This window comes from Streptomyces sp. NPDC031418 (assembly GCF_055581605.1).
In genome coordinates this window covers 255335-278500 of the sequence record NZ_JBVIJC010000002.1, presented here as the reverse complement: position 1 = coordinate 278500, position 23166 = coordinate 255335, and the positions used below count along the sequence as shown (strand labels likewise).

Here is a 23166-nt window from a genome sequence, read left to right as displayed (position 1 = left end):
CGCCCTCCGCCCGGGCTCCCGGCTCAGGGGTCCAGATCCTGGCCGGACCGCTCGTCGAAGATCCGCATCGCCTTGGCGGTCACCGGCCCGGGCGTACCGGGCAGCTCGCGGCCGTCGACCCGGTGCACGGCCTGGACGTCCCGCAGGGTGGAGGTCAGGAAGACCTCGTCGGCGCGTTCCAGCACGTCCAGCGGCAGGTCGGTCTCCCGGGCGCCCGTCCACTCGACGGCGAGGGCCCGGGTGATGCCCGGGAGGCAGCCGGAGGCGACCGGCGGGGTGTGGATCTCGCCGTCCAGGACGACGAAGACGTTCGAGCCGGTGCCCTCGCAGAGCTGTCCGACCGTGTTGCCGAACAGCGCCTCGGAGGCGCCGTGCTGGTGGGCGCGGGCCAGGGCGACGACGTTCTCGGCGTACGAGGTGGTCTTCAGGCCGGTGAGGGCGCCGCGCTCGTTCCGCGTCCAGGGGACGGTGATCACCGCGGTGGTGTCCGGGCGGCGGGTGGTCTCGCCGAGGGCGACCACCAGGGTCGGGCCGTGCTCGCCGCGGTCGGAGCCCAGCGGCCCGTGGCCGCCGGTGTAGGTGATCCGCAGCCGGCCGAGCGGCATCGGGTTGGCCGCCAGGACCGCCGCGCAGGCCTGGCGGACCTCGTCGTGGTCGGGGTCGGGCAGACCGAGACCCCGGGCCGAGCGGGTCAGCCGCTCGAGGTGCCGGGAGAGCGCGAACGGCTTGCCGTTCTGCGCCTTCACCGTCTCGAAGACGCCGTCGCCGACCGTCAGCCCGTGGTCGAAGACGGAGACATGGGCGGACTCCGCGTCCCGCAGTCCGCCGTCCAGCCAGATCTTCATGACAACGCCCCTCCGCTGTGCTCGTACGCCCCCGACGCTACCGCGAGCAGCCGGGACGCCTTCAGCTCGGTCTCCCGCCACTCCCCCTCCGGGTCGGACCCCCAGGTGATGCCGGCTCCGGTGCCGAACCGCAGGACGCCTTCGGCGCGGTCGATCCAGAAGGTGCGGATGCCGACCGCCAGCTCGGCGGTGCCCCGGTCGGCGTCCACCCAGCCGATGCCCCCGCAGTAGGGGCCGCGCGGAGCAGTCTCCAGTGCCTCGATGATCCGCAGGGCGCTCTGCTTGGGCGCGCCGGTGACCGAGCCGGGCGGGAAGGCGGCCGTGAGCAGCTCCGGCCAGCCGGCGCCGGGGCGCAGCTCGCCGCGGACCGTGGAGACCAGGTGGACCAGGCCGGGGTGCTTCTCCACCACGCACAGGTCGGGGACGGTCACGCTGCCGGTCGCGCAGACGCGCCCGATGTCGTTGCGGACCAGGTCCACGATCATCACGTTCTCGGCGTAGTCCTTCTCCAGGAGGTCCGCCTCGGTGCGCCCGGTGCCCTTGATCGGGCCCGACTCCACCATCCGGCCGTCCCGGCGCAGGAACAGCTCGGGCGAGGCGGTGGCGATCTCCACGCCGTGCTCCGGCAGCCGGATCGTCCCGGCGTACGGCGCCGGGTTGCCGCGGGCGAGCAGCGCGGTCAGGGCGTCCACGTCGGCGTCGGCGGCGACCGGCGCGCTCAGCACGCGGCAGAGGTTGGCCTGGTAGACCTCGCCGGCCGCGATGTGCTCGCGGATCCGGCGGACGCCCGCGGTGTAGGCGGCCTGGTCCAGGGAACTGGTCCAGTCCGCCTCCGCCGGGCCCCGCCAGCGGCCGGGCACCGGCGCGGGCACCGGCTCCTGTCGTACGTGTGCGAAGCGTGCGCAGGTCAGACGGCCCTCGAAGTCGGCGCTGACCGCCCAGAAGCCGGAGGAGTCCAGGGCGGCGGGGTCGCTGGTGACGTCGAGGAGGCCGGTGGCGACGCGGTCGCCGAAGCGGGCCAGGGGAGGGAGCGCCAGGAGGGGTTTCGCGGGGTGGTCGAGCACGTGCTCGAGTCTAGGTCCGGTGTCCGGCGGATGACCCGGGGATGTCCTGGAGGGGTCCTGACCACGGCCTTCGCCGGACGCACCGCAGCACGCTGCGCAAACGCGTTTTTGTGCTGGCCCAGGAATCCGCTAGAGTTCAACACGTCGCCGGGACGCGGAAGCGGACCGAAACGACAAGCGGACGTAGCTCAGTTGGTAGAGCGCAACCTTGCCAAGGTTGAGGTCGCGAGTTCGAGCCTCGTCGTCCGCTCGAAGGAAGAAGGGGTCATCCCGATCCCCTACACTCCTGGTGGAGTGGCCGAGAGGCGAGGCAACGGCCTGCAAAGCCGTCTACACGGGTTCAAATCCCGTCTCCACCTCCAAGGACGATTAGCTCAGCGGGAGAGCGCTTCCCTGACACGGAAGAGGTCACTGGTTCAATCCCAGTATCGTCCACGCGTCCCGAGGACGATTAGCTCAGCGGGAGAGCGCTTCCCTGACACGGAAGAGGTCACTGGTTCAATCCCAGTATCGTCCACTCGATCTTCGGATCGTGGATCCTTGGATCCCTCGCGCGATTAGCTCAGCGGGAGAGCGCTTCCCTGACACGGAAGAGGTCACTGGTTCAATCCCAGTATCGCGCACGCTCCGTGACCCTTTGGTCACCAATCCCGGACGATTAGCTCAGCGGGAGAGCGCTTCCCTGACACGGAAGAGGTCACTGGTTCAATCCCAGTATCGTCCACACGGCACAGAGCCCCCGGTCTTCGGACCGGGGGCTCTGTCGTTGCGCGTGGGCCCGCGCAAAGGGGTAATGCCGGCGCAGCTCCCCAGCTGCGCCGGCATTCGTGCCGTCCGTCGCACCCCCGTCCCCACGGGGTTTCATGGATGGATGTCCCCGCCCGGACCGCTCTTCCGGGCCTGGGGTCGCCGCTCAGCGCCCCAGCATCGCACCCACGGACGACGCCTGTGTGGCCACCGTCTCCCAGCCGTCGAAGACCAGCAGGAGCAGGGCCGCCAGGGGAAGGGCCATGAGCGTCGCCACCAGGGGGTGGCGGCGGCCCGTCCGGCGCGGGGCGAACGTGGTACGTCGCGGTGCCGTGTGGGCCATGGTCCCTCTCCCGACCGTCTCGGTTGTTGTCAACAGCGGCGGGCGCCTGACCTCGGGGGACGAGTGCTGCACCCGCCGCTTGACCTCAAATCTAGGCGCGGAGCGGGCGGCGGGCGTCATGCCCTCGTACCGATTGGCGGGCCTCCCGGAGGATGAGCCATGACCTGCGACGTACTCCCCTGGGTGGAGACGCGGGCGCGCACATCGGGGTCATCCCGGAGGGGGTGCCCGCCGTGTCCGGCCATTTCCGAAGCGTCCCCGGGGCCGGAGGGAGTGACTTCGATCACTCCAAGCGGGGGTGCGGGGTGCGCCGTACGCCGCATCGCAAGCGACGCGCGGGCGGGCCCGCGGGCCGTCCCGGGCGGGCGTCCGACGCGGGCGGCGTCCGGTCGGGGTGAGCCGGTGACGAGCCCAACCACCCTGCCCTGCCGCATGGTTGGGGCTGCTCGCGGCCCAAAGGTGCCGCTGCGGGTGGCTTCCTGACCGCGTTTCACCTCGTCCGGGCGGCACACACAATCCGTACGGGCCGGAGGGCGCGGCCTCTGCGCGCAGGCGGCGTGGGAAACGTAAGCTGTGCCACGTCACAGGGACCGGGCAGCGGGGATGAACATGGCGATGATGCGCCTGAGGCGCGAGGACCCGCGCGTCGTCGGCTCGTTCAGGCTTCACCGACGGCTCGGCGCGGGCGGTATGGGCGTGGTCTACCTCGGCTCCGACAAGAAGGGGCAGCGGGTCGCACTGAAGGTGATCCGGCCCGATCTCGCGGAGGACCAGGAGTTCCGGTCGCGGTTCGCCCGGGAGGTCTCGGCGGCCCGGCGGATCCGGGGCGGCTGCACGGCCCGGCTGGTCGCGGCGGACCTGGAGGCCGAGCGGCCGTGGTTCGCGACCCAGTACGTGCCCGGCCCCTCGCTGCATGACAAGGTCGCCGACGAGGGCCCACTCGGCGCGGCCGAGACCGCGGCCGTCGGCGCGGCCCTCTCCGAGGGGCTGGTCGCCGTGCACGAGGCCGGTGTCGTGCACCGGGACCTGAAGCCCTCCAACATCCTGCTGTCCCCCAAGGGACCGCGGATCATCGACTTCGGCATCGCCTGGGCCACCGGTGCCTCCACCCTCACGCACGTCGGCACCGCGGTCGGCTCCCCCGGCTTCCTCGCCCCCGAACAGGTGCGCGGCGCGATGGTCACCCCGGCGACGGACGTCTTCTCGCTGGGCGCGACCCTGGCGTACGCCTCGACCGGCGACTCCCCCTTCGGGCACGGCAGTTCCGAGGTGATGCTGTACCGGGTGGTGCACGAGGAGCCCCAGCTGTACGGCGTACCGGACGCGCTCGCCCCGCTGATCCGGGCCTGTCTGGCCAAGGACCCCGAGGACCGGCCCAGCACCCTGCAACTGTCGCTGCGGCTCAAGGAGATCGCCGCCCGGGAGGCACAGGACCTGGGCGGCGACGTACGGCCGCCCGCGCCGCGCGCCGCGGAGGCGGACCGGCCCACCGGGCGGCTCGTGGACACCTATCCCGAGCAGCAGCGCAGCCAGCGGCGGACCTCCCCCGGCACGCCGTTGCCGCGGGGTGGTGCCCCGTCCCGGGGGGCCGTGCCGTCACGGGGCGGCAGCGGCCCGCGGGGCGCGGGTACCGGCGGCCGGCCGGGCGCGGCGCGGCCGACCCCGGTGCCGCGCGGCGGCGACCGGAGCTCGGCCGGCGGTGCCCGGCCGGCTCCGCGCAGCGGCTCCGGGCGGCCGGCGCAGCGTACGACGGGTACGCGGCTGCGGCCGGCCAATCCGCGGCTGCTGCGGCAGCGGCTGTTCGTGTTCGTGGTGGTGACGCTGCTCGTGGCGCTCGGCATCGCGCTGGCGCAGGGCTGCGAGGGCCCGGCGCGGGGGCTGGGCGGCGACGACGGCCGTCCGCAGCGGCATGCGCAGCCGGTCCGCACGGCGAGGGAGGACGGAGCGCTGGGCGAGGAGGCTCCGCCGACGCCCGGGACGAGCCGCGCCGCCTCCGCCCAGCCGAAGGCACCGGCCCCCGCCCGCCTCGGCTGAGGATCCGGACGAGGGGCCGGACGAGGGGCCGGACGAGGGGCCGGACGAGGGGCCGGACTCTTTTCTCACAGCCGAGCCCCGGTCCCGGCACCTACCGCCCGAGAGGGTGGGTCAGGACTCCGGGCGGCCGGTGGCGACCGCGTAGAAGGCCACCGCTGCCGCCGCGCCCACGTTGAGCGAGTCGACGCCGTGGGACATCGGGATACGCACCCACTCGTCGGCCGCGACCAGCGCCTGGGTGGACAGCCCGTCCCCTTCGGCGCCGAGCATCAGGGCCACCCGGTCCATCCGGTGCGGGGCCGCTTCGTCCAGGCTGCGGGCCTTGTCGTCCGGGGTGAGCGCGAGGAGGGTGAAGCCGGCCTCGCGGACCTGCTCCAGCCCCTTGGGCCACGTCTCCAGCCGGGCGTACGGCACCGAGAACACCGCGCCCATGGAGACCTTGACGCTCCGGCGGTACAGCGGGTCGGCGCAGTCGGGGGAGAGCAGCACCGCGTCCATGCCGAGGGCGGCGGCCGAGCGGAAGATCGCGCCGATGTTGGTGTGGTCGTTGACCGACTCCATGATCACCACCCGGCGGGCCGTGCGCAGCAGCTCCGCCGCCGTCGGCAGCGGCTTGCGCTGCATGGAGGCGAGGGCGCCGCGGTGCACGTGGTAGCCGGTGACCTGCTCGGCCAGCTCGGGGCTCACCGCGTAGACGGGGGCCGGGAGTTCGTCGATGACGTCGCGCATGACGTCGACCCACTTGGCCGAGAGCAGCATGGAGCGCATCTCGTAGCCGGCTTCCTTGGCCCTGCGGATGACCTTCTCGCCCTCCGCGATGAACAGGCCTTCGGCCGGCTCGCGCTTGCGGCGCAGCTCGACGTCGGTCAGGCCCGTGTAGTCACGCAGGCGCGGGTCGTCGGGGTCCTCGACGGTGATGAGATCGGCCACGGGGTGATACTGCCTTGTCCTGGGTGTGGTGCCAACGGCTGGGTAGAGGTGTGTTACCCCGGGTTACACATGATCAAGCGGTCGGTTCCGGACCGACCTGGACGACCGCGCCGATGACGATCACCGCCGGCGGCTTCACGTCCTCGGTCCGGACGGTCTCGGCGACCGTGGCGAGGGTGGCGTCGACACGGCGCTGCGCGGCCGTCGTACCCTCCTGGACCAGCGCGACCGGGGTCTCGGGCGACCTGCCGTGCGCGACGAGCGTCTCGGCGATCTTGCCGATCTTGTCGACGCCCATGAGGACCACCAGCGTGCCGGTGAGCTTGGCCAGCGCGGGCCAGTCCACCAGCGAGCGCTCGTCGTCCGGGGCGACATGGCCGCTGACCACGGTGAACTCATGGGCGACGCCCCGGTGCGTGACCGGGATGCCGGCCGCGCCCGGCACCGAGATCGAGCTGGAGATGCCCGGGACGACCGTGCACGGGATGCCGGCCTCGGCGAGCGCCTGGACCTCCTCCATGCCCCGGCCGAAGACATAGGGGTCGCCGCCCTTGAGCCGTACCACCGACTTGCCCTGCTTGGCGTGCTCGATCAGCGCGTTGTTGATGGCCTCCTGGGCCATGAAACGGCCGTACGGGATCTTCGCCGCGTCGATGACCTCGACGTGCGGCGGGAGTTCGGCGAGCAGGTCGCGCGGGCCGAGCCGGTCGGCGATGACGACGTCCGCCTCGGCGAGCAGCCGCCGGCCGCGGACCGTGATCAGGTCGGGGTCGCCGGGGCCGCCGCCGACCAGGGCGACGCCCGGGGTGCGGGTGCGGTGGTGGGGGGCCACCAGGGTGCCGTCGCGCAGGCCCTCGACGACCGCGTCCCGGATGGCGGCGGTGTGGCGGGGGTCGCGGCCGCGCGCGTCCGTGGTGAGCACCGCGACGGTGACGCCCTCGCTGTGGCCGGTCGCCGGGGTCCAGGCGGTGGCCTGGTCGGCGTCGTCCGAGCGCACGCACCAGACGCGGTGCCGCTCCGCCTCGGCGGAGGCGGCTGCGTTGGTCCCGGGGTCGCTGGTGGCGATGAGGGCGTACCAGGCCTCGGCGAGATCGCCGTCCTGGTACGGCCGCCGGGCCCAGGTGATCTCACCCGCTTCCGCCATGGCCTCGACGGAGGGGGTCGCCTCGGGGGACACGACGAGGATGTCCGCGCCGGCCGCGATGAGTGCCGGGAGACGGCGCTGGGCCACCGTGCCGGCGCCGAGGACGACCACGCGGCGGCCGGCGAGGCGGAGGCCTACGGGGTAGGCGGGGTGTTCGGCCATGAGGGGCGGCTCCTCGTGCAGGGCGGTGCGGTGGGCGCGCTGCGGCGTCGGAGCGGCCCTGACGTGCGGATTTTAGCTGTGGACGGGGGTGCGGGCACGGGGTGGTCCGGCTGCTGGAACGCCGGACCACCCCTGTTGTGACCCCGTGGCCTCTACTTCTCGGTGACTCCGGCCGAGTCGAACGTCGCCACCTCGTGCATCGCCCGGGCCGCGCTCTGCACCAGGGGCAGGGCCAGCAGCGCGCCCGTGCCCTCGCCGAGGCGGAGGTCGAGGTCGACCAGGGGGCGCAGGCCGAGCTTGTTGAGGGCGGCCACATGGCCGGGCTCGGCGCTGCGGTGACCGGCGATGCAGGCCGCGAGGACCTCGGGGGCGATCGCGCGGGCCACCAGAGCGGCCGCGCCCGCGCTGACGCCGTCCAGGATCACCGGCGTACGCAGCGAGGCGCCGCCGAGGAGCAGGCCGACCATGGCCGCGTGCTCGAAGCCGCCGAGGGCCGCGAGTACCCCGATGGGGTCGGCCGGGTCCGGCTTGTGCAGGTCCAGGGCGCGCCGCACGACCTCGGTCTTGCGGGCCAGCGTCTCGTCGTTGATGCCGGTGCCGCGGCCGGTCACCTCGGCCGGGTCGGCGCCGGTGAAGACGGAGATGAGCGCGGCGGACGCCGTGGTGTTGGCGATGCCCATCTCACCGGTGAGCAGCGCCCTGTTGCCGGCCGCCACCAGGTCGCGGGCGGTCTCGATGCCCACCTCGATGGCCGCCTTGGCCTCCTCGCGGGTCATGGCGGGGCCGGTGGTCATGTCGGACGTGCCCCCGCGGATCTTGCGGGGCAGCAGGCCGGGGGTGGCGGGCAGGTCGGCGGCGACGCCGACGTCCACGACGCACACCTCGGCGCCGACCTGGTTGGCGAAGGCGTTGCAGACCGCTCCCCCGCCCAGGAAGTTGGCCACCATCTGGGCGGTGACCTCCTGCGGCCAGGGGGTGACGCCCTGGGCGTGCACGCCGTGGTCACCGGCGAAGATCGCGACGGCGGCGGGCTCCGGGATCGGCGGCGGGCACTGCCGGGACAGCCCGGACAGCTGGGCGGAGATGATCTCCAGCATGCCCAGCGCGCCGGCCGGCTTGGTCATGCGCTTCTGGCGCTCCCACGCCTCGCCGAGCGCCTTGGCGTCGAGCGGGCGGATCTGTGCGACGGTCTCGGCAAGCAGGTCGTGGGGTTCCTCTCCGGGCAGGGCGCGGCGGCCGTACGTCTCCTCGTGCACCACCCAGGACAGGGGGCGTCGCTTGGACCAGCCGGCCTGCATCAGCTCGGGCTCGTCCGGGAACTCGTCGACGTACCCGACACACAGGTAGGCGATGACCTCCAGGTGCTCGGGCAGGCCGAGCGCGCGGACCATCTCCCGCTCGTCGAAGAAGCTGACCCAGCCGACGCCGAGGCCTTCGGCGCGGGCCGCGAGCCAGAGGTTCTCGACGGCGAGAGCGGCGGAGTACGGCGCCATCTGCGGCTGGGTGTACCGGCCGAGGGTGTGCCGGCCGCCGCGGGTGGGGTCGGCGGTGACGACGATGTTGACCGGGGTGTCGAGGATGGCCTCGATCTTCAGTTCCTTGAACTGCTTGGCCCGGCCCTTGGGCAGCGACTTGGCGTACGCCTCCCGCTGCCGCATCGCCAGTTCGTGCATCGTGCGCCGGGTGTCGGCGGAGCGGATGACGACGAAGTCCCAGGGCTGCGAGTGGCCCACGGAGGGTGCCGTGTGGGCGGCCTCCAGGACGCGCAGCAGCACCTCGTGCGGGATCGGGTCGTTGCGGAAGCCGTTGCGGATGTCGCGGCGCTCGCGCATGACCTTCAGGACGGCCGCGCGCTCGGCGTCGTCGTAGGGCGGCGCGGCCGGACCGGTGGAGTGCTGTGCCTCCGCCGCGTCGGCCGGGCCCTCTTCCTGCTCGGCGGCCCGGGTCTGGAGGTCCTCCGCCTGCTGTACGACGACGGGGGCCTGCTCGGCGGCCGGCGCGTCCGGCTCGGCCTCGCGCGGCGCGGGGACGGTGGCCACCGGCTCCGGCTGCCCCGCCTGCTCCTGCGCGTCCGGCGTGGGCTCTGTGCCGGGCTGCGGCTGGGCGGGGACCGGCTGCGGGTCCGCCGGCTGAGCGTCCACGGGCGCGGACTGGGCGAGCGGCTGCTCCGGCTGCGGCTCCGCGGCGGGCAGCGGTGCCCCCGCGGCGGCCGGAGCGGGCTGCTCGGCCGCGGGCTCCACGGGCAGCGCCTCCGGCTGCGCGGGGGGCGCCAAACCGTCCGGCGCGGCCACGGGTGCGCTCGCGGGGAGGGGCTCGGCGGCCACGGCCGCCGGCTCGGGCTGCGGGGCGACGGGGGCGGCCAGCTGGGGGCCCTGCGGCTGGTGCGGTTCCGCCGCGGCGGTGCCATCGGCGGCGGGCTGCTCCGGTACGGCGTTCACCGCGGGCGCGACCATGAGGACCTCGGCCTCCGGAGCGAGTTCGGCCTCCGGGGCGGGGGCGGCGGCGGGAGCGTCCGGTACGGCGACGGCGACCGGCTCCGCCTCGACGGCGGGGGCGTCCTGCGGCTGGACCGGGACCGCCGCGGGGTCGGGCTGCGGCACGTCCTCGGAGGCGACGGGCTGCTCGGCACCGGCCTCCGGCGCGACCTGCACCGGTACGTCGACGGGAGCGGCCACCGCGACCGGCTCCGGGGCGGTCACCGCCGGCTCGGCAGCCGTCTGCTGTTCCACGGCCGCTTCCGGTACAAGCTGAGCGGGGGCGTCCTGGGCAGGCGCGTCCTGCGCGGGGGCGGCCTCGACCGCGACGCCCTCCGGGGGAACCACAGCGGCCTCGGCGGGAACGGCGACGGTCTCGGTGGCAACCTCGACGGCCTCGGCGGCAACCGCGTCCGCCGTTCCGGGCACCGGCTCGGCGGCCACGGGTTCCGCTGCGGGCACCGGTGCCTGCGCGGGGTCGGCGAGCTGCGCGTCAGCGGCCGGCTGGGCGGGCGCGGGCACCTCGGCGCCGTCCGTGGCCGGTGCCTCCTCGGCCACCGGGCCGGGCGTCACCTCGCCCGGCGCGTCGGCGACCACGGCCTCCTGCGCCACGGTCTCCGGGACCACGGCCGCCTCGGCCACGGCCTCCTGCACGGCTCCAGCGTCCACGGGCGCCGCATCCTGCACCGGAGCCGCCTGCTGCTCCTGGGGAACCGCGGTCTCCTGGCCGGACGCGTCGGCGGGCGGCGCGGCGTCCGGGCCGCCCGCCATCGCCGGGGCGCCCTCGGCCGGCAGGCCGGTTTCCGCGCCGGGCTGCTGCATGTCCTCCGGGCCCTGGCCGGCCGGTACGGCGTACTCCGCGTCCTGGCCGGGCACCGGCTGCACGCCGTCGTGGCCGTACTCCGGCTGGGCGGGGGCCGGCTGCTGGGCGACCGCCTGGGTCGCGAGGCGGGCGACGGCGGCCTGGGCGGCACCGGACGGATCCGCGGCGGCCTCCGGCGCGGGAACGGCGGCGGGGTCAACCGTTTCGGCAGCCGGTGCCTGGGCATCGGCCTGGGCCACCGCGGCGACCTGCGGCTGCGCTTCGGTCTGCGCCACCACGTCGGGCTGTGCCTGCACATCGGTCTGCACATCGGCCTGCACCGGGGCGACCGGCGCCTGCGCATCGGCCTGCGCCGGGGTGGCGTGCGGCTGCTCGCCCGCCGGTGCGGGGGCGGCCGGGGGCGCGCCCCAGGGGGCGGCGCTCTGCGGGGCCATGTCGTGCAGCGACTGCGGCTGTACGTCGAGGTACTCGGGGCCGGCCGGGCCGGGCTGCCGTACCGGCGCGCCGGCGGGGCCGCGGTCGGCGAGGGAGCGGACCGGGCTGGCGGAGGCGTCGGGGATCGGCGGCCCGAGGTGCAGCGGGCGGCGCGGCGGCTGCGCGGCGGCCGTCGCGTCGTGCGGCGCCGAGAGGATGGGCGACGGCGGCACGGACGCGGGGCCCGAGTTGGGGTTCGGCAGCCGGACACCGCTGAGGTCCACCGAGCCGCTGTCGCGGCCGGCCGTCTCGTGCGGGCCGGGCTCGTGCAGGGCCTCCAGCACCGGTTCCGGGGCCGGTGGCGGCACTTCGTTGCCCCACGCGCCCTGGGCACCCGGCAGCAGCAGCTCCTCGTCCTCGGCGGGTGCCTCGGAGAGGTAGGTGTACGCACCGTGCGCGGGGACGCCCGGCTGCTCCACCATGCCTGCGCTCTCCGGCTGCCCCTCGCCCGGGACCTGGCCGGTGTCCGTCATGCGTACCCCTCGCCCATCGGTTAGTGCTTCTACGACCAGCTCACCCGGGACGGCGCACCGACCGCCCCGCAGTGAAGAACGAGCGTCCGTGCCCAGCGGCACGAACGAGCCGCCGGAAAAGGCGACAAAGCCATTCAGTGGCATTGTCCCGGCCGTTCCGCCGTCGCGACAGCATGATCCGCGACAGCCCGCTGTGGACTGCGCCACGTTGCGCGTCCTCGGGTTCTGCCGTACCACACCCACCCCAAGACGGGCGTGCGTTCCGGACATTGGCGAACGAAGTTCCGGGCCGCCGGTGCGGTACAACGATCGGCCAGCCTACCCCGCGCGGTACGACAACAGGATCACGGGGCGCGATCCGGCAGAACCCCGCTGAGCAGGAACGCAACGTTCCGCTCGGTCTCCGTCCAGGCCCGGGTGTCCAGTTCGACGGACTGGAGCAGGGCGCACTCGACGCGGTAGCCGTGCTCGGTCAGGTCGCGGCCGACGAGTTCGGCCGCGTCGCGGGTGGCCGCGTGGGTGACGATGCGCTGCGGGCGCCGGTCGGCGACCGCGGAGACGACGGCCGCTCCCCCGCCGCCGACCCGTACGACGTCCGGTTCCGGCAGGTTCTCCAGGACCTGCGGGGCGCTGCCGTGCACCACCTGGAGCTGGACGCCGAAGCGGCGTGCGGCGCTGTCGGTGCGGGCGCAGGCGCGCGGGTCGCCGTCGACGGCGATGACGGCGGCTCCGGCGCGCGCGGCCTCGGTGGCGAACGCGCCGCTGCCGCAGCCGATGTCCCAGACGAGGTCGCCGACCCGGGGCCCGAGGCGGGCGAGTTGGGCGGCGCGCAGCAGTCCGGTCTCGCCTTCGCCCGGATCGGGGCCGTACACCTCGTCGGGCTGGACCCAGCCGCGCGGGCCGGCGCCGGGGTCGCGGCCGGCGATCCAGCCGCCGCTGTCGGCGGCGCCGGCCGGGCCGCCGATGACGATGACGACGTTGGGGTCGCGCCAGCTGTGGTCGGCGGCCCGCTCGGAGGTGACGACGGTCACCTGCTCGCGTTCGGTGCCCAGTTCCTCGCAGATGACGAAGGTGCGGTGCACGCCCTCCAGCAGCAGGCCGAGTTCGGCCGGGCCGGCGCCCGGTGCGGTGAGGACGGCGACCTTGGTGTGGGCGCGGCAGACGTTCACGGCCCGGCGCAGGGTGCGCGGGTGGGCGACGACGACCTGGGCGTCGTCCCAGGGCATGCCGGCGCGGGCGAAGGCGGCGGCCACCGCGGAGACGGCGGGGACGACCTCGACCTCCAGGCCGTACTCGGGGGCGCGCAGGGTCCGTACCACGCCGAAGAAGCCGGGGTCGCCGTCGGCGAGGACCACGGCGGTGCCGCGGTGGCCGGCGATGCGGCGGGCGGCGAGCGTGAGGCTGCCCAGGCGGATGCGCTCGGCGGCGGGCGGGATCTCGGGCAGTGCCAGGTGGTGGGCCGCGCCTGCCACGAGCGTGGCGGCGCCGAGGGCGGAGCGTGCCGCGGCGGTCAGCGGCGAGCCGTCCCAGCCGATCACCGTGACCCGGTCGGCCATCGTCGTTTCTCTCCAGGTCTTCGCAGGTCGTCAGGGGTGCGGGCTCCCTGAGCGTACCCCGGGGCGGTGCAGGGGCTCAGTTCCAGTCGGAGTAGGAGGCGAAGCCGCCGGTGTCGGCGAGCTGCCCGTCGGCGCCCTCCAGGTCCTCCGGGAGCAGGCTCCAGACGATGTAGTCGGAGCGGGCCTCGGTCCAGGTGCCGTCCTCCGCGCGGACGTGGACTATGCAGGCGTTGCGCAGGACGCCCTCGCTGATGCAGCCGATCTTCTGCGCGACCTGCTGGGAGGCGGTGTTGTCGGCCGCGGTGCGCAGCTCGATGCGCTCGAAGCGCTGGTCGCCGAAGAGCCAGTGGGCGGTGGCGAGCGCGGCCTCGGAGGCGTACCCCTCGCCGCGGGCCCAGGGGGCGATGACGTACGACATCTCGGTGGAGCGCACGTGCCAGTTGGTCCGGGCGAGCCGGACGACGCCGACCAGGCGCTGGGTGAGGAACTCGGCGACGGCGAGGTCGAGGCCGCGGCCCGCGAGGCGTTCGGCGGGGGCGTCCCGGGTGATCCAGTGGCGGGCCCGGTCCTCGGTGTAGGGCTGGGGTACGCCGGTCCAGGCGCCGACCTGCTCGTCGTTCATCATCTCGGTCAGGGCGGGCACGTCGTCCTCGTCGAGGGGCCGCAGCACCAACCGCTCCGTGCTGATGGAGATGTTGGGGAAGGTGCTCGTCATGCGCCGCTCCGTAACCTTCGCTGAAAAACCTTGAGGCACCGTCAGGACCGAGACGGGCCCGCTGAACTGCCCAGCATGCAGCATGAAACCACTGAACCGCACAACGGGGTCCACTCCCTGTGAAGGAGCGGACCCCGCGGGTGTGCGAGCCGAACCCGGGAGGGACGGCCGGGAGGACGGTCAGAAGGACGGGATGACCGAACCCTGGTACTTGTCCTCGATGAACTTCTTGACCTCGGGCGAGGTGAGGAGCTTGGCGAGCTTCTTGACCCGCGGGTCCTTCTCGTTGCCCTTCTTCACGGCGAGGAAGTTGCCGTACGGGTTGTTCTTCGCGGACTCCAGGACGATCGCGTCCTTCGCGGGCTTCAGACCGGCGGAGATGGCGTAGTTGCCGTTGACGACCGCGGCGTCCACGTCGTCCAGGGAGCGCGGGGTCTGGGCCGCCTCGACCTCCTTGAACTTGAGGTTCTTGGGGTTCTTGGTGATGTCCTGCGGGGTCGCCTCGTTGCCGGCGCCGGCCTTGAGGGTGATGAGCCCGTTGTCCGCGAGCAGCTTCAGCGCGCGGGCCTCGTTGACGGCGTCGTTGGGGACGGCGATGGTCGCACCGCTCTTGAGGGCGTCGGCCTTCTTGACCTTGTGGGAGTACAGGCCGAGCGGCTCCAGGTGCACCGTGACGACGGGCACGATGTGGGTGCCGCGCTTGCTGTTGAAGTCGTCCAGGTACGGCTGGTTCTGGAAGTAGTTGGCGTCCACCGAGCCGTCCTCGGTCGCCGTGTTCGGCGTGATGTAGTCGGTGAACTCCTTGACCTCGAGGTCGAGGCCGGCCTTCTTCGCCAGGTTCTTCTTGACGAAGTCCAGGATCTCGGCGTGCGGGGTCGGGCTGGCGGCGACGACCAGCGGGCCGCTGTAGTCCGTGGAGGCGGAGTCCTTGCCGGAGCCGCAGGCGGTCAGCCCGAAGGTGAGGGCTCCGGCGGCGAGGACGGCGGTGGTGAGCTTGGCGGTGTTACGCACGAAAAGTGCCTTTCCTTAAGGGTGGTGCGACCCCGTGTACGGGTGAACGGGGAGTCCTGGGGGGCTCAGGCGGCCTTGTCGACGTCGGCCGCCGCCGGCTCCTTGGCCTTGAGCAGGCGGAGCCGGGGTGCCGGGCCGGAGCGGCCGCCGCGGCTGTGCAGCGAGCGGGCGGCGAGGTCGCCGGCGAACTGGATGAGGGAGATGACGACGGCGAGGATCGCGACGGTGATCCACATCAGCTGGGTCTCGAAGCGCTGGTAGCCGTAGCGGACGGCGAGGTCGCCGAGGCCGCCGCCGCCGACCGTGCCGGCCATGGCGGAGTAGCCGATGAGGGCGATGACCGTGGTGGTGGTGGAGGCGATCAGCGAGGGCAGCGCCTCGGGGACGAGCACCTTGCGGACGATCGTCCAGGTGTTGCCGCCCATGGACTGCACGGCCTCGACCAGCCCGTGGTCCACTTCGCGGACGGCCGTCTCGACCAGGCGGGCGAAGAACGGGATGCCGCCGATGGCGAGCGGCACGATCGCGGCGGTCGTGCCGATGGTGGTCCCGGTGACCCAGCGGGTGAAGGTCATCAGCGCGACCATCAGGATGATGAAGGGCATGGACCGGCCGACGTTCACGATCTGGCCGATCACCTTGTTGGCGACGATGTTCTGGAGCAGGCCGCCGCGGTCGGTGAGGACGAGGAGGAGGCCGAGCGGGAGCCCGGCGGCGACGGCGATCAGCGTGGACCAGAGCACCATCTGGAACGTCTCGGAACACGCCTCGGAGAGCAGCGGCTGCATCTCGGACCAGGTCACTTGGCACCTTCCTTCACCAGTACGGCCTCCTGGCCCACCACGTCGATCTGGAGTCCCTGCTCGCGCAGGAAGCCGATGGGCACCACGTTCTCCTCGTAGCGGCCGGGGAGTTCGAGGCGCATCCGGCCGATCTGGAGGCCGCCGACGGTGTCGATGGCGGCGCCGAGGATCGAGATGTCGATGTTGTAGGTGCGCGAGAGCTGGGAGATGACCGGCTGGGTGGCGGCCTCGCCGTGGAAGGTCACGTCGAGGACGGTCCGGTCGGCGCCGGTCCGCTCGCCGCTCACCGGGAACAGGGCGGCGGCCAGCTCGGAGCCGGGGGTGGCCAGCAGCTCGCTGACGGTGCCGGACTCCACGATCCGGCCCCGCTCCATCAGGGCGGCGGAGTCGCAGACCGACTTCACCACGTCCATCTCGTGGGTGATGAGCAGGACGGTGAGGCCCAGCTGTTGGTTCAGGTCGCGCAGCAGCTGGAGGATGGAGCGGGTGGTGTCCGGGTCGAGGGCGCTGGTGGCCTCGTCGGAGAGGAGCACCTTGGGGTCGCCGGCGAGGGCGCGGGCGATGCCGACGCGCTGCTTCTGGCCGCCGGAGAGCTGGGCCGGGTAGGCCCGCGCCTTGTCGGCGAGACCGACCAGGTCGAGCAGTTCCAGCGCCTTGCGGGAGCGCTCCTTGCCGGACGCGCCGAGGATCTCCAGCGGCAGTTCGACGTTGTCCTGCACGGTCCGCGAGGACAGCAGGTTGAAGTGCTGGAAGACCATGCCGATCCGGTTGCGCGCCCGGCGCAGTTCCCGGCCCGCGCGCGGGCCGCGTCCGGCGAGGGCGGTGAGGTCCTGCCCGTCGACGGTCACGGTGCCGGAGGTGGGGCGCTCCAGCAGGTTGACGCAGCGGATGAGGGAGGACTTGCCGGCGCCGGACTGGCCGATGACGCCGTAGACCTCGCCTTCGCGGACGTGGAGATCGACGCCGTCGAGGGCGGTGACCTCGCGGCCGCGGGAGCGGTAGACCTTGGTCAGGCCCGATGTGGTGATCACTGGATTTCCGTCACTGTCGAGTGCGCGGGCGTGGGTGTGCCCGGGCACGGATGCATGCGGTTCTGGCATGGAGGCGGCACAGCGGAAGATGTGCGTCCGGTACGGCTCGTGGCGCACGGAGTTGCCGCGGCTCTCGCTTCGGGGCGCGAGGCTCAGGTGATGCGGGGGCCCTCTAGAAGGCGCACATTCGGCGCATCACGCGACACATACAACGAGCACCGGGCGTCGTGGTCGCCTCGGTCGCAAGGGTGCGGCAGCTCGTCGTGGTCATGCGATCAGTAAACCAGACGGACACTGCTGACCGGTCGGAACTGTCCGCATAGTGGACAGCGGCGGACACTGCAGGCCGAGAAGTCGGCCGCGGCCCACGAGCCCTGCTCCCCCTCTGGTGACCAGCGCGGACAGAGCCCACGGCTCCGCCACCGCCGGATCGCCTCCCGCCCCTCCGCACGAGGGGCTGTGGCCAACGCCACGGCGGCCGCGTACGGCGGGGTCGGCGGCGGGCGTCCGTTTCGGCCGTAATAGGGTCACCGCATGCTCACTGTCCTGACGCTGGTGACCGGGGTCGCCGCGCTGCTGCTCGCCGCCTGGTGCGGCTGGGCCGCCCACCGCGACCAGCCGACCAAGGACTGGCACTTCATCGGCATGGCCGTGGTGTCGCTGCTGGCCCTGATCCAGCTGGTGGCCGGGATCGTGCTGCTGGCGCGGGGCGAGAAGCCGGAGCAGGGCACGACGATCTTCGTGGCGTATCTGCTGGGCGCGTTCGCGTGCGTTCCGGCGGCGGGTTTCATGTCACTGGCCGAGCGCACCCGCTGGGGTTCGGTGACGGTCGCGGCGGGCGGCGTGGTGCTGGCCGTTCTCGAGGTACGGCTCTACGACATCTGGGGAGGCTGAGATGACGGCGGTGGAGGAGAAGCCGACCCGGCTGATCAGCGGGCCGGGCATGCTGCTGGTGTGGTTCTACGGCGTGATGGTGGTCGGCGCGGTGTCGCGTTCGGCGTACCAGATCAGCACGGACTTCCAGCGGGCACCGCTCGCCTACTCGCTGTCGGCGGTGGCCGGTGTGGTGTACGGGTTCATCACGTACACGCTGGTCCGGGGCGGGGAAACGGCGCGGCGGGCGGCGCTGGTGTGCTGTGCCGTCGAGCTGGCGGGCGTGCTGATCGTGGGCACGTGGACGCTGGTCGACCGGTCGGCGTTCCCGGACGCGACGGTCTGGTCCGACTACGGCATGGGATACGTCTTCATCCCGGTGCTGCTGCCGCTGTCCGCGATGTACTGGCTGCGCAGGGCGCGGAAGGAGCGGGGCGCCTGAGGCTCGCGCCCCGCGCCCCCGCCCGGCGTCACGCCGTGGCCGCGTACGCTCCCGCCTGCTTCTCCAGGATGATCATCTCGACCCCGTCGGTGCCCTTCGAGCGGCCGACGGCCTCGTAGCCGACGCGGCGGTACAGGCGCAGGTTGCCCTCGCTGCGGTGGCCGGTGAAGAGGCGGAAGCGGGTGGCGCCGCGCTCCTGGGCCAGCGCGCCCTCGGCCGCGCGCAGCAGCCGGGCGCCGATGCCGTGCCCCTGGAGGCGGGGGTGGACGCAGAGCCTGCCGATCGCGGCCGTGCCGTCCTCGTTGACCTTGCCGCGCACCGAGCCGACCACCTCGTCGCCGAGCCGGGCGACGAAGACGCAGTCGCTGGCGACCTCCTGGCGGACCGAGTCGAGGGTTTGGACGAGGGGGTCGATGCGGTAGTTGCCGTACAGCGCCGCCTCGCCCTGGAAGCACAGGTACTGGAGCTTGAAGATCTGCTCCGCGTCCTGCTCGGTCGCCTCCGAGATGGTCACGCTCATGCCCATGTGCGCATGCCTCCCGCTCACCTGATCACCTGTCGTCCCCCACTCCTATCCCCGCAGTTCGCGGGCCGCAACCTCCGGTGTGAGCAATCGGCGCAGACATGCCAGACATCTGGAGCGTTCCGGACCGAGACTCCCCTGTGAGATACCCAACTCCCGTGCGATCTCCCGGTATGTCAGGTCCCGTGGGGAGAGCAGGGCCTCCAGGAGGCGGGGGCAGCGGCCGGGCAGCCGGCGCACGGTGTCCCGCAGCGCCCGGTGCCCGGCGGCCGTGAGCACGGCCTGTTCGGGCCCGGGCAGCGCGTCGTCGGCCGGCTCGGTGCCGTACGGCCGTTCGAGTCGGGCGGTACGGCGGCTGCGGCGCACCTCGGCCCGGACGGCCCTGCGCAGCCAGCCCTGCGGATCGAGCGGTGGCCCGTGCGTCTGGAGCCGCTCCAGCAGCCGGAGCCACACCGCCTGTTCCAGGTCGCCCGGCTCGCTCCCGGCCGCATATGCCTCGGCCGAGGCCTCGGCGGTGAGCAGGGGATGGAGTGTGGCTACCAGGTCGGGCGTCATATGCGGAACGACGCGCCGCCCCGGGGACGGGTTTCCGGGGCGGCGCGGAGTCACTCCGAACGAGGCGCGACGGGTCGAACCGTTGACGAAGGGCCCGGGCGGGCTCAGCCCGCCAGGAAGTCGGCGCGGGCCAGGACGCCGGTGTCGGCGTTGTCGGTGAAGACGCCGTCGATGCCGGTCGCGAAGTACGTCCGGAAGGCGCCGAAGGGGTCGCCGTAGCCGTCGGCCGCGCTGCCCTTGCGGTACTCCGCCGGCAGGAAGGGGTTCTCGTTGCGCAGGGTCCAGGGGTGCAGCACCAGGCCCACCTTGTGCGCGTCGGAGACCAGGGTGGTGGGCTCGCCCAGGGTGCCGTCCGCGTTCTTGGGCACGACCAGGTCCAGCGTAGGGCCGATGCCCTGCGCGTAACCGGCGATCTCCCGCAGCCCCTTGGGGGTGATCAGGTCGGCGACGGTGCGCGGGTCGCCCGCCTCGACGAAGTCGTAGGGGCGGCTGTCGGCGGAGGACAGCAGCACCACGAGCGGGTTGTCGACCAGCTGGTTGAGCCTCTGGATGCTGCCGGGCTCGAAGGACTGGAGGATGACCGGCGCGTTCCGGCCGTCCTTGCCGTATCGGCGCAGCAGCTTCGCCACCCGCTCCTCCAGGCCGAGGCCCAGTTTGCGGAAGTAGGTCGGGTGCTTGGTCTCGGGGTAGATCCAGACCTGCTTGCCGCGCCTGCGGGTCTGCTCGTCCTGCCACTTCAGCACCTCTTCGAACGTGGGGATCTCCCAGCGCCCGTTGTAGAGGGTGTTGTGCGGCCGGTTGGCGGGGATGCGCTCGACGGCGCGCAGCGTCTTCAGCTCCGCGAGCGTGAAGTCCTCGGTGAACCAGCCGGTCACCGTGGTGCCGTCGATCACCTTGGTGGTCTTGCGGCCGGCGAACTCGGGGTGCTCGGCGACGTCCGTGGTGCCGCCGATCTCCGGTTCGTGACGGCAGACCAGATGGCCGTCCTTGGTGGGCACCAGGTCACCGGCCTCGACGACGTCCGCGCCCAGGTCCAGGGCCAGGTTGTAGGAGCCGAAGGTGTGCTCGGGCCGGTAACCGCTGGCTCCGCGGTGGCCGATGATCGTCGGCACCGGCAGGCCCTTCAGCCCGCCGCCCGTGCGGCGGCCTGCCGCCTGGGCCCCCGCCGCCTGGGCCGCGCCCGGCAGTCCGAGGACCGCTCCGCCCGCGCCCAGCACCGCGGCGCCGAGCAGCGCCCGCCGTCCCGTCCCGTGTGTCCGCTCGTCCGCCCGGTCGCCGTCCATGAGCGCCTCCTGCCGTCCGCTCCGCTGCTCTTCACTGCCGGGCGATCGTAGGGGTGTCCACATGACGGACGGGAGACCCGGCGTCGAACACACGACTGACGCCGGGTGGCCGGTGGGCGGCGGGAGATGACGGCCCGTCGCCCCGGCGGCCGCTGCCCGGGCGATCTCCGTCACATCGGGCACTCCGGTGCGACGGACCGTTTCCGGGACGCCACCGCAGGTAAACCAGCGTCAACTGTTCGTAAGACCTCGGTGAACCGGCCACATCCGATGTGCGCTACCCACCGGCCCGCGAGTAATGTCCTCACCTGCACAGACTCATATCGCACACCCTCGGCACCGGAGGACCCGTTGTCCCGCTTCGCGCTCATCAAGGCAGTGCTCGGACCGATCATGCGCCTGATGTTCCGCCCACAGGTGGAGGGTGCGGAGAACATCCCAGGGGACGGCCCGGTCATCCTGGCCGGCAACCACCTCACCTTCATCGACTCGATCGTGCTGCCGGTGGTCACCAAGCGGCCGGTGTACTTCATCGGCAAGGACGAGTACGTCACCGGCAAGGGCTTCAAGGGCCGGCTGATGGCGTGGTTCTTCACCGGCGTCGGCATGATCCCGGTGGACCGGGACGGCGCGAACGGTGGTGTGGCCGCGCTGATGACCGGCCGGCGTGTCCTGGAGGAGGGCAAGGTCTTCGGCATCTACCCCGAGGGCACGCGCTCGCCCGACGGCCGGCTCTACCGGGGCCGTACCGGTATCGCGCGGCTGACGCTGATGACCGGCGCGCCGGTGGTTCCCTTCGCGATGATCGGCACGGACAAGCTCCAGCCGGGCGGCCGGGGCATTCCGCGGCCCGGCCGGGTGACCGTCCGGTTCGGCGAGGCCATGGAGTTCTCCCGGTACGAGGGGATGGACCGGGACCGCTATGTGCTGCGGGCCGTCACCGACTCCGTGATGGCCGAGGTCATGCGGCTGTCGGGACAGGAGTACGTGGACATGTACGCCACGAAGGCGAAGGCCGCCTGAAGGTAGGACCCGAACGGACGCGGAAGGCGGACGGACGCGCGCCGCGTCCGTCCGCCTTCCGCTTGGGTCCGCCTGCCGGTGGAATCTGGCCCCGACACAGCGCCGGATCGGCGGCAGTTACCGGCCATATGACCACACAACATGTCTTATTCAGATATGTACAAACCTTCCCGGCGTACCCTGCTCCGTACCCCGATCGCGGCTGCCGGCGCGGGGCTCCTGGCGGCCTGCACCGATTCCGGCTCCGCACCCCGCCCCGGTCCCGGACACACCGGCGCCCTGGGGGCGTTCGTGCCCCCGGGGCCCAAGGGGTACGTCAATCCGTCGGATCCGGAGGTACTCGCCGCCGAGCGGCGGCGCGGCTCGGGCCGCGTGCGCCGGGTCCGATTCACCGCCGCCGCGGCCACGGTGGACCTGGGCGGCCGCACCGTGCACACCTGGGCCTACAACGAGACCGTCCCGGGGCCCCTGGTCCGCGTCACCGCCGGCGACGTCCTCGACCTCGGCCTCGCCAACCGGCTGCCCGCCGCCACCACGCTGCACTCCCACGGGGTGCGGCTGCGCTGCGACATGGACGGCACCCCGGGGCTGACCCAGGATGCCATCCCGGCCGGGACGGACTTCGGCTACCGCTTCACCGTCGCCCACCCGGGCACCTATCTGCTCCACTCCCACCAGGGCCTCCAGGCCGACCGCGCCCTGTACGCGCCGCTCATCGTGGACGATCCCCGCGAGCCCCTCTCCTACGACAAGGAGTGGGTCGTCGTCCTGGACGACTGGCTCGACGGCGTGGCCGGCTCCACCCCCGAGCAGGTCCTCGGCCAGCTCCGGCCGGGCGGCGAGTCCGCTCAGGCGGGGGGCATGGCGATGGGCCCCGGCCACGGCAGCCAGGGTCCCGGTCGCCCGGCGAGCGCGAGCCCGTCGCACTCCGGGCCGTCCGGAGGTCCCTCGCGGGTGCTGCGCGGCTCCCACAGCCGCATGCTGCACGGGGACGGCGGCAGCGTCGACTACCCGTACTACCTGGCCAACGGGCGGCTGCCCGGCAGCCCCTCGGTGTTCCGCTGCCGGCCCGGCGACCGGATCCGGCTGCGCATCATCAACGCCGGTTCCGACACCGCGTTCCGGGTGGCGCTGGGCGACCACACCATGACCGTCACCCACACCGACGGCTATCCCGTGGCGCACAAGAGGACCGACGCGCTGCTGGTCGGCATGGCGGAGCGGTACGACGTCCTGGTCACCGCCCAGGACGGGGTGTTCCCGCTGGTGGCGCTCGCGGAGGGCAAGCAGGGACAGGCCCTTGCCGTGCTCCGTACCGACAAGGGGAGAAGCCTGCCCGCCGCCGATGTCCGCCCGGACGAGCTGGACGGCAAGACCGTCCCGGCGCGGCGCCTGGTGCCGGACGACGCGGTGGCGCTGGACGACCGCAAGCCCGACCGGGAGCTGCGGATCAAGGTCACCGGCAGCATGGCGAAGTACGACTGGGGGTTCGACCACCAGTCCTACTCCGTGCGCCGGCGGCACCCGGTCCGCGCCGGTGAGCGGGTACGGCTGTCGCTCATCAACGCGACCGGCATGTGGCACCCGCTGCACCTGCACGGCCACACGTTCGCGCTCACCGGGGAGAACGCGGTGGGGACGCGGAAGGACACCGCGATCGTGCTGCCGCACCGCAAGCTGGTGGTCGAGTTCGACGCCGACAATCCCGGCCTGTGGATGCTGCACTGCCACAACCAGTACCACTCGGAGAGCGGGATGATGACGGTGCTGGGTTACCAGCGGTGAGGGCCGGTGCGCGGTCGTCCTGCGGGCGCGGGTGAGCCGTGGCCGCCCGCGCC

The 23166-nt window shown here is 73.1% G+C and carries 19 protein-coding genes and 6 tRNA genes; 11 read left to right on the top strand and 14 right to left on the bottom strand.

Annotation, left to right across the window (positions count from 1 at the left end; all coding sequences use genetic code 11):
* Positions 1-23: 23 nt before the first annotated feature.
* Complete coding sequence (locus ACZ5CZ_RS03380) at positions 24-845, bottom strand: aminotransferase class IV (protein WP_468938746.1); 822 nt, start codon at positions 843-845, stop codon at positions 24-26.
* On the bottom strand, positions 842-1909 hold the full coding sequence (locus tag ACZ5CZ_RS03375) for a chorismate-binding protein (RefSeq protein ID WP_468938743.1): 1068 nt from the start codon (positions 1907-1909) through the stop codon (positions 842-844). The genes ACZ5CZ_RS03380 and ACZ5CZ_RS03375 overlap by 4 nt, the downstream gene beginning before the upstream one ends.
* Before the next feature lie 177 nt (positions 1910-2086).
* Between ACZ5CZ_RS03375 and ACZ5CZ_RS03370 the strand changes: the two genes are divergently transcribed.
* From ACZ5CZ_RS03370 to ACZ5CZ_RS03345, 6 genes are all read left to right on the top strand, one after another.
* A tRNA-Gly gene (locus tag ACZ5CZ_RS03370) sits at positions 2087-2159 on the top strand.
* 38 nt (positions 2160-2197) lie between these two features.
* Positions 2198-2271: transfer RNA gene (locus ACZ5CZ_RS03365), tRNA-Cys, on the top strand.
* A gap of 1 nt (position 2272) precedes the next feature.
* Positions 2273-2344, top strand: a tRNA-Val gene (locus ACZ5CZ_RS03360).
* A 10-nt stretch (positions 2345-2354) separates the two neighbouring features.
* Positions 2355-2426, top strand: a tRNA-Val gene (locus ACZ5CZ_RS03355).
* A 34-nt stretch (positions 2427-2460) separates the two neighbouring features.
* Positions 2461-2532, top strand: a tRNA-Val gene (locus ACZ5CZ_RS03350).
* Between the two features lie 29 nt (positions 2533-2561).
* A tRNA-Val gene (locus tag ACZ5CZ_RS03345) sits at positions 2562-2633 on the top strand.
* A 189-nt stretch (positions 2634-2822) separates the two neighbouring features.
* Here the strand turns inward: ACZ5CZ_RS03345 and ACZ5CZ_RS03340 are convergent.
* The gene (locus ACZ5CZ_RS03340) at positions 2823-2999 is read right to left on the bottom strand and encodes a hypothetical protein (protein ID WP_023552040.1); all 177 of its coding nucleotides are present in this window, start codon (positions 2997-2999) and stop codon (positions 2823-2825) included.
* A gap of 603 nt (positions 3000-3602) precedes the next feature.
* Here ACZ5CZ_RS03340 and ACZ5CZ_RS03335 point away from each other — a divergent pair.
* Positions 3603-5033, top strand: a complete 1431-nt coding sequence (locus ACZ5CZ_RS03335; protein WP_468938740.1) for a serine/threonine-protein kinase — start codon at positions 3603-3605, stop codon at positions 5031-5033.
* Positions 5034-5144: 111 nt separating this feature from the next.
* Here ACZ5CZ_RS03335 and ACZ5CZ_RS03330 read toward each other — a convergent pair whose 3' ends face one another.
* The 8 genes from ACZ5CZ_RS03330 to ACZ5CZ_RS03295 form a co-directional block, all read right to left on the bottom strand.
* A complete protein-coding gene (locus ACZ5CZ_RS03330; RefSeq protein WP_385844429.1) occupies positions 5145-5963 on the bottom strand; it encodes a TrmH family RNA methyltransferase in 819 nt (272 codons plus the stop codon).
* A gap of 73 nt (positions 5964-6036) precedes the next feature.
* The gene (gene cobA / locus ACZ5CZ_RS03325) at positions 6037-7269 is read right to left on the bottom strand and encodes a uroporphyrinogen-III C-methyltransferase (protein WP_385844431.1); all 1233 of its coding nucleotides are present in this window, start codon (positions 7267-7269) and stop codon (positions 6037-6039) included.
* A 152-nt stretch (positions 7270-7421) separates the two neighbouring features.
* Entirely contained in the window at positions 7422-11513 is a 4092-nt protein-coding gene (gene cobT, locus ACZ5CZ_RS03320; protein WP_468938735.1) for a nicotinate-nucleotide--dimethylbenzimidazole phosphoribosyltransferase, read from the bottom strand.
* A 344-nt stretch (positions 11514-11857) separates the two neighbouring features.
* Entirely contained in the window at positions 11858-13069 is a 1212-nt protein-coding gene (cbiE, locus tag ACZ5CZ_RS03315; RefSeq protein ID WP_385844434.1) for a precorrin-6y C5,15-methyltransferase (decarboxylating) subunit CbiE, read from the bottom strand.
* A gap of 76 nt (positions 13070-13145) precedes the next feature.
* Positions 13146-13784: a GNAT family N-acetyltransferase gene (locus ACZ5CZ_RS03310; RefSeq protein ID WP_467543777.1), complete on the bottom strand. Its 639-nt coding sequence runs from the start codon at positions 13782-13784 to the stop codon at positions 13146-13148.
* A 180-nt stretch (positions 13785-13964) separates the two neighbouring features.
* Complete coding sequence (locus ACZ5CZ_RS03305; protein WP_385844436.1) at positions 13965-14795, bottom strand: MetQ/NlpA family ABC transporter substrate-binding protein; 831 nt, start codon at positions 14793-14795, stop codon at positions 13965-13967.
* Between the two features lie 65 nt (positions 14796-14860).
* The gene (locus ACZ5CZ_RS03300) at positions 14861-15598 is read right to left on the bottom strand and encodes a methionine ABC transporter permease (RefSeq protein ID WP_385844438.1); all 738 of its coding nucleotides are present in this window, start codon (positions 15596-15598) and stop codon (positions 14861-14863) included.
* The gene (locus ACZ5CZ_RS03295; RefSeq protein WP_468938729.1) at positions 15595-16629 is read right to left on the bottom strand and encodes a methionine ABC transporter ATP-binding protein; all 1035 of its coding nucleotides are present in this window, start codon (positions 16627-16629) and stop codon (positions 15595-15597) included. The genes ACZ5CZ_RS03300 and ACZ5CZ_RS03295 overlap by 4 nt, the downstream gene beginning before the upstream one ends.
* A gap of 534 nt (positions 16630-17163) precedes the next feature.
* Here ACZ5CZ_RS03295 and ACZ5CZ_RS03290 point away from each other — a divergent pair.
* Both ACZ5CZ_RS03290 and ACZ5CZ_RS03285 read left to right on the top strand, forming a co-directional pair.
* Positions 17164-17523: a hypothetical protein gene (locus tag ACZ5CZ_RS03290; RefSeq protein WP_385844441.1), complete on the top strand. Its 360-nt coding sequence runs from the start codon at positions 17164-17166 to the stop codon at positions 17521-17523.
* A gap of 1 nt (position 17524) precedes the next feature.
* A complete protein-coding gene (locus tag ACZ5CZ_RS03285) occupies positions 17525-17944 on the top strand; it encodes a hypothetical protein (protein ID WP_385844443.1) in 420 nt (139 codons plus the stop codon).
* 28 nt (positions 17945-17972) lie between these two features.
* Here the strand turns inward: ACZ5CZ_RS03285 and ACZ5CZ_RS03280 are convergent, their stop codons facing one another.
* The 3 genes from ACZ5CZ_RS03280 to ACZ5CZ_RS03270 form a co-directional block, all read right to left on the bottom strand.
* The gene (locus ACZ5CZ_RS03280; protein WP_385844580.1) at positions 17973-18470 is read right to left on the bottom strand and encodes a GNAT family N-acetyltransferase; all 498 of its coding nucleotides are present in this window, start codon (positions 18468-18470) and stop codon (positions 17973-17975) included.
* Positions 18471-18515: 45 nt separating this feature from the next.
* The gene (locus tag ACZ5CZ_RS03275; protein WP_385844444.1) at positions 18516-19022 is read right to left on the bottom strand and encodes an RNA polymerase sigma factor; all 507 of its coding nucleotides are present in this window, start codon (positions 19020-19022) and stop codon (positions 18516-18518) included.
* A 104-nt stretch (positions 19023-19126) separates the two neighbouring features.
* Positions 19127-20305, bottom strand: a complete 1179-nt coding sequence (locus tag ACZ5CZ_RS03270; RefSeq protein WP_468938724.1) for a glycerophosphodiester phosphodiesterase — start codon at positions 20303-20305, stop codon at positions 19127-19129.
* 270 nt (positions 20306-20575) lie between these two features.
* Here ACZ5CZ_RS03270 and ACZ5CZ_RS03265 point away from each other — a divergent pair, with 270 nt between their 5' ends.
* Positions 20576-21328, top strand: coding sequence for a lysophospholipid acyltransferase family protein (locus ACZ5CZ_RS03265; protein ID WP_468938721.1), 753 nt, complete (start codon positions 20576-20578; stop codon positions 21326-21328).
* Positions 21329-21484: 156 nt separating this feature from the next.
* Entirely contained in the window at positions 21485-23113 is a 1629-nt protein-coding gene (locus ACZ5CZ_RS03260) for a multicopper oxidase family protein (RefSeq protein ID WP_468938719.1), read from the top strand.
* Positions 23114-23166: the final 53 nt, after the last annotated feature.

Excerpts from the sequence above, each read along its gene's own strand:
- ACZ5CZ_RS03380 (WP_468938746.1), bottom strand. The coding sequence starts at position 845 with ATGAAGATCTGGCTGGACGGCGGACTGCGGGACGCGGAGTCCGCCCAT.
- ACZ5CZ_RS03340 (WP_023552040.1), bottom strand. The coding sequence starts at position 2,999 with ATGGCCCACACGGCACCGCGACGTACCACGTTCGCCCCGCGCCGGACG.
- ACZ5CZ_RS03335 (WP_468938740.1), top strand. The coding sequence starts at position 3,603 with ATGAACATGGCGATGATGCGCCTGAGGCGCGAGGACCCGCGCGTCGTC.
- cobA (WP_385844431.1), bottom strand. The coding sequence starts at position 7,269 with ATGGCCGAACACCCCGCCTACCCCGTAGGCCTCCGCCTCGCCGGCCGC.
- cobT (WP_468938735.1), bottom strand. The coding sequence starts at position 11,513 with ATGACGGACACCGGCCAGGTCCCGGGCGAGGGGCAGCCGGAGAGCGCA.
- cbiE (WP_385844434.1), bottom strand. The coding sequence starts at position 13,069 with ATGGCCGACCGGGTCACGGTGATCGGCTGGGACGGCTCGCCGCTGACC.
- ACZ5CZ_RS03310 (WP_467543777.1), bottom strand. The coding sequence starts at position 13,784 with ATGACGAGCACCTTCCCCAACATCTCCATCAGCACGGAGCGGTTGGTG.
- ACZ5CZ_RS03290 (WP_385844441.1), top strand. The coding sequence starts at position 17,164 with ATGCTCACTGTCCTGACGCTGGTGACCGGGGTCGCCGCGCTGCTGCTC.
- ACZ5CZ_RS03285 (WP_385844443.1), top strand. The coding sequence starts at position 17,525 with ATGACGGCGGTGGAGGAGAAGCCGACCCGGCTGATCAGCGGGCCGGGC.
- ACZ5CZ_RS03280 (WP_385844580.1), bottom strand. The coding sequence starts at position 18,470 with ATGGGCATGAGCGTGACCATCTCGGAGGCGACCGAGCAGGACGCGGAG.
- ACZ5CZ_RS03275 (WP_385844444.1), bottom strand. The coding sequence starts at position 19,022 with ATGACGCCCGACCTGGTAGCCACACTCCATCCCCTGCTCACCGCCGAG.
- ACZ5CZ_RS03270 (WP_468938724.1), bottom strand. The coding sequence starts at position 20,305 with ATGGACGGCGACCGGGCGGACGAGCGGACACACGGGACGGGACGGCGG.
- ACZ5CZ_RS03265 (WP_468938721.1), top strand. The coding sequence starts at position 20,576 with ATGTGCGCTACCCACCGGCCCGCGAGTAATGTCCTCACCTGCACAGAC.
- ACZ5CZ_RS03260 (WP_468938719.1), top strand. The coding sequence starts at position 21,485 with ATGTACAAACCTTCCCGGCGTACCCTGCTCCGTACCCCGATCGCGGCT.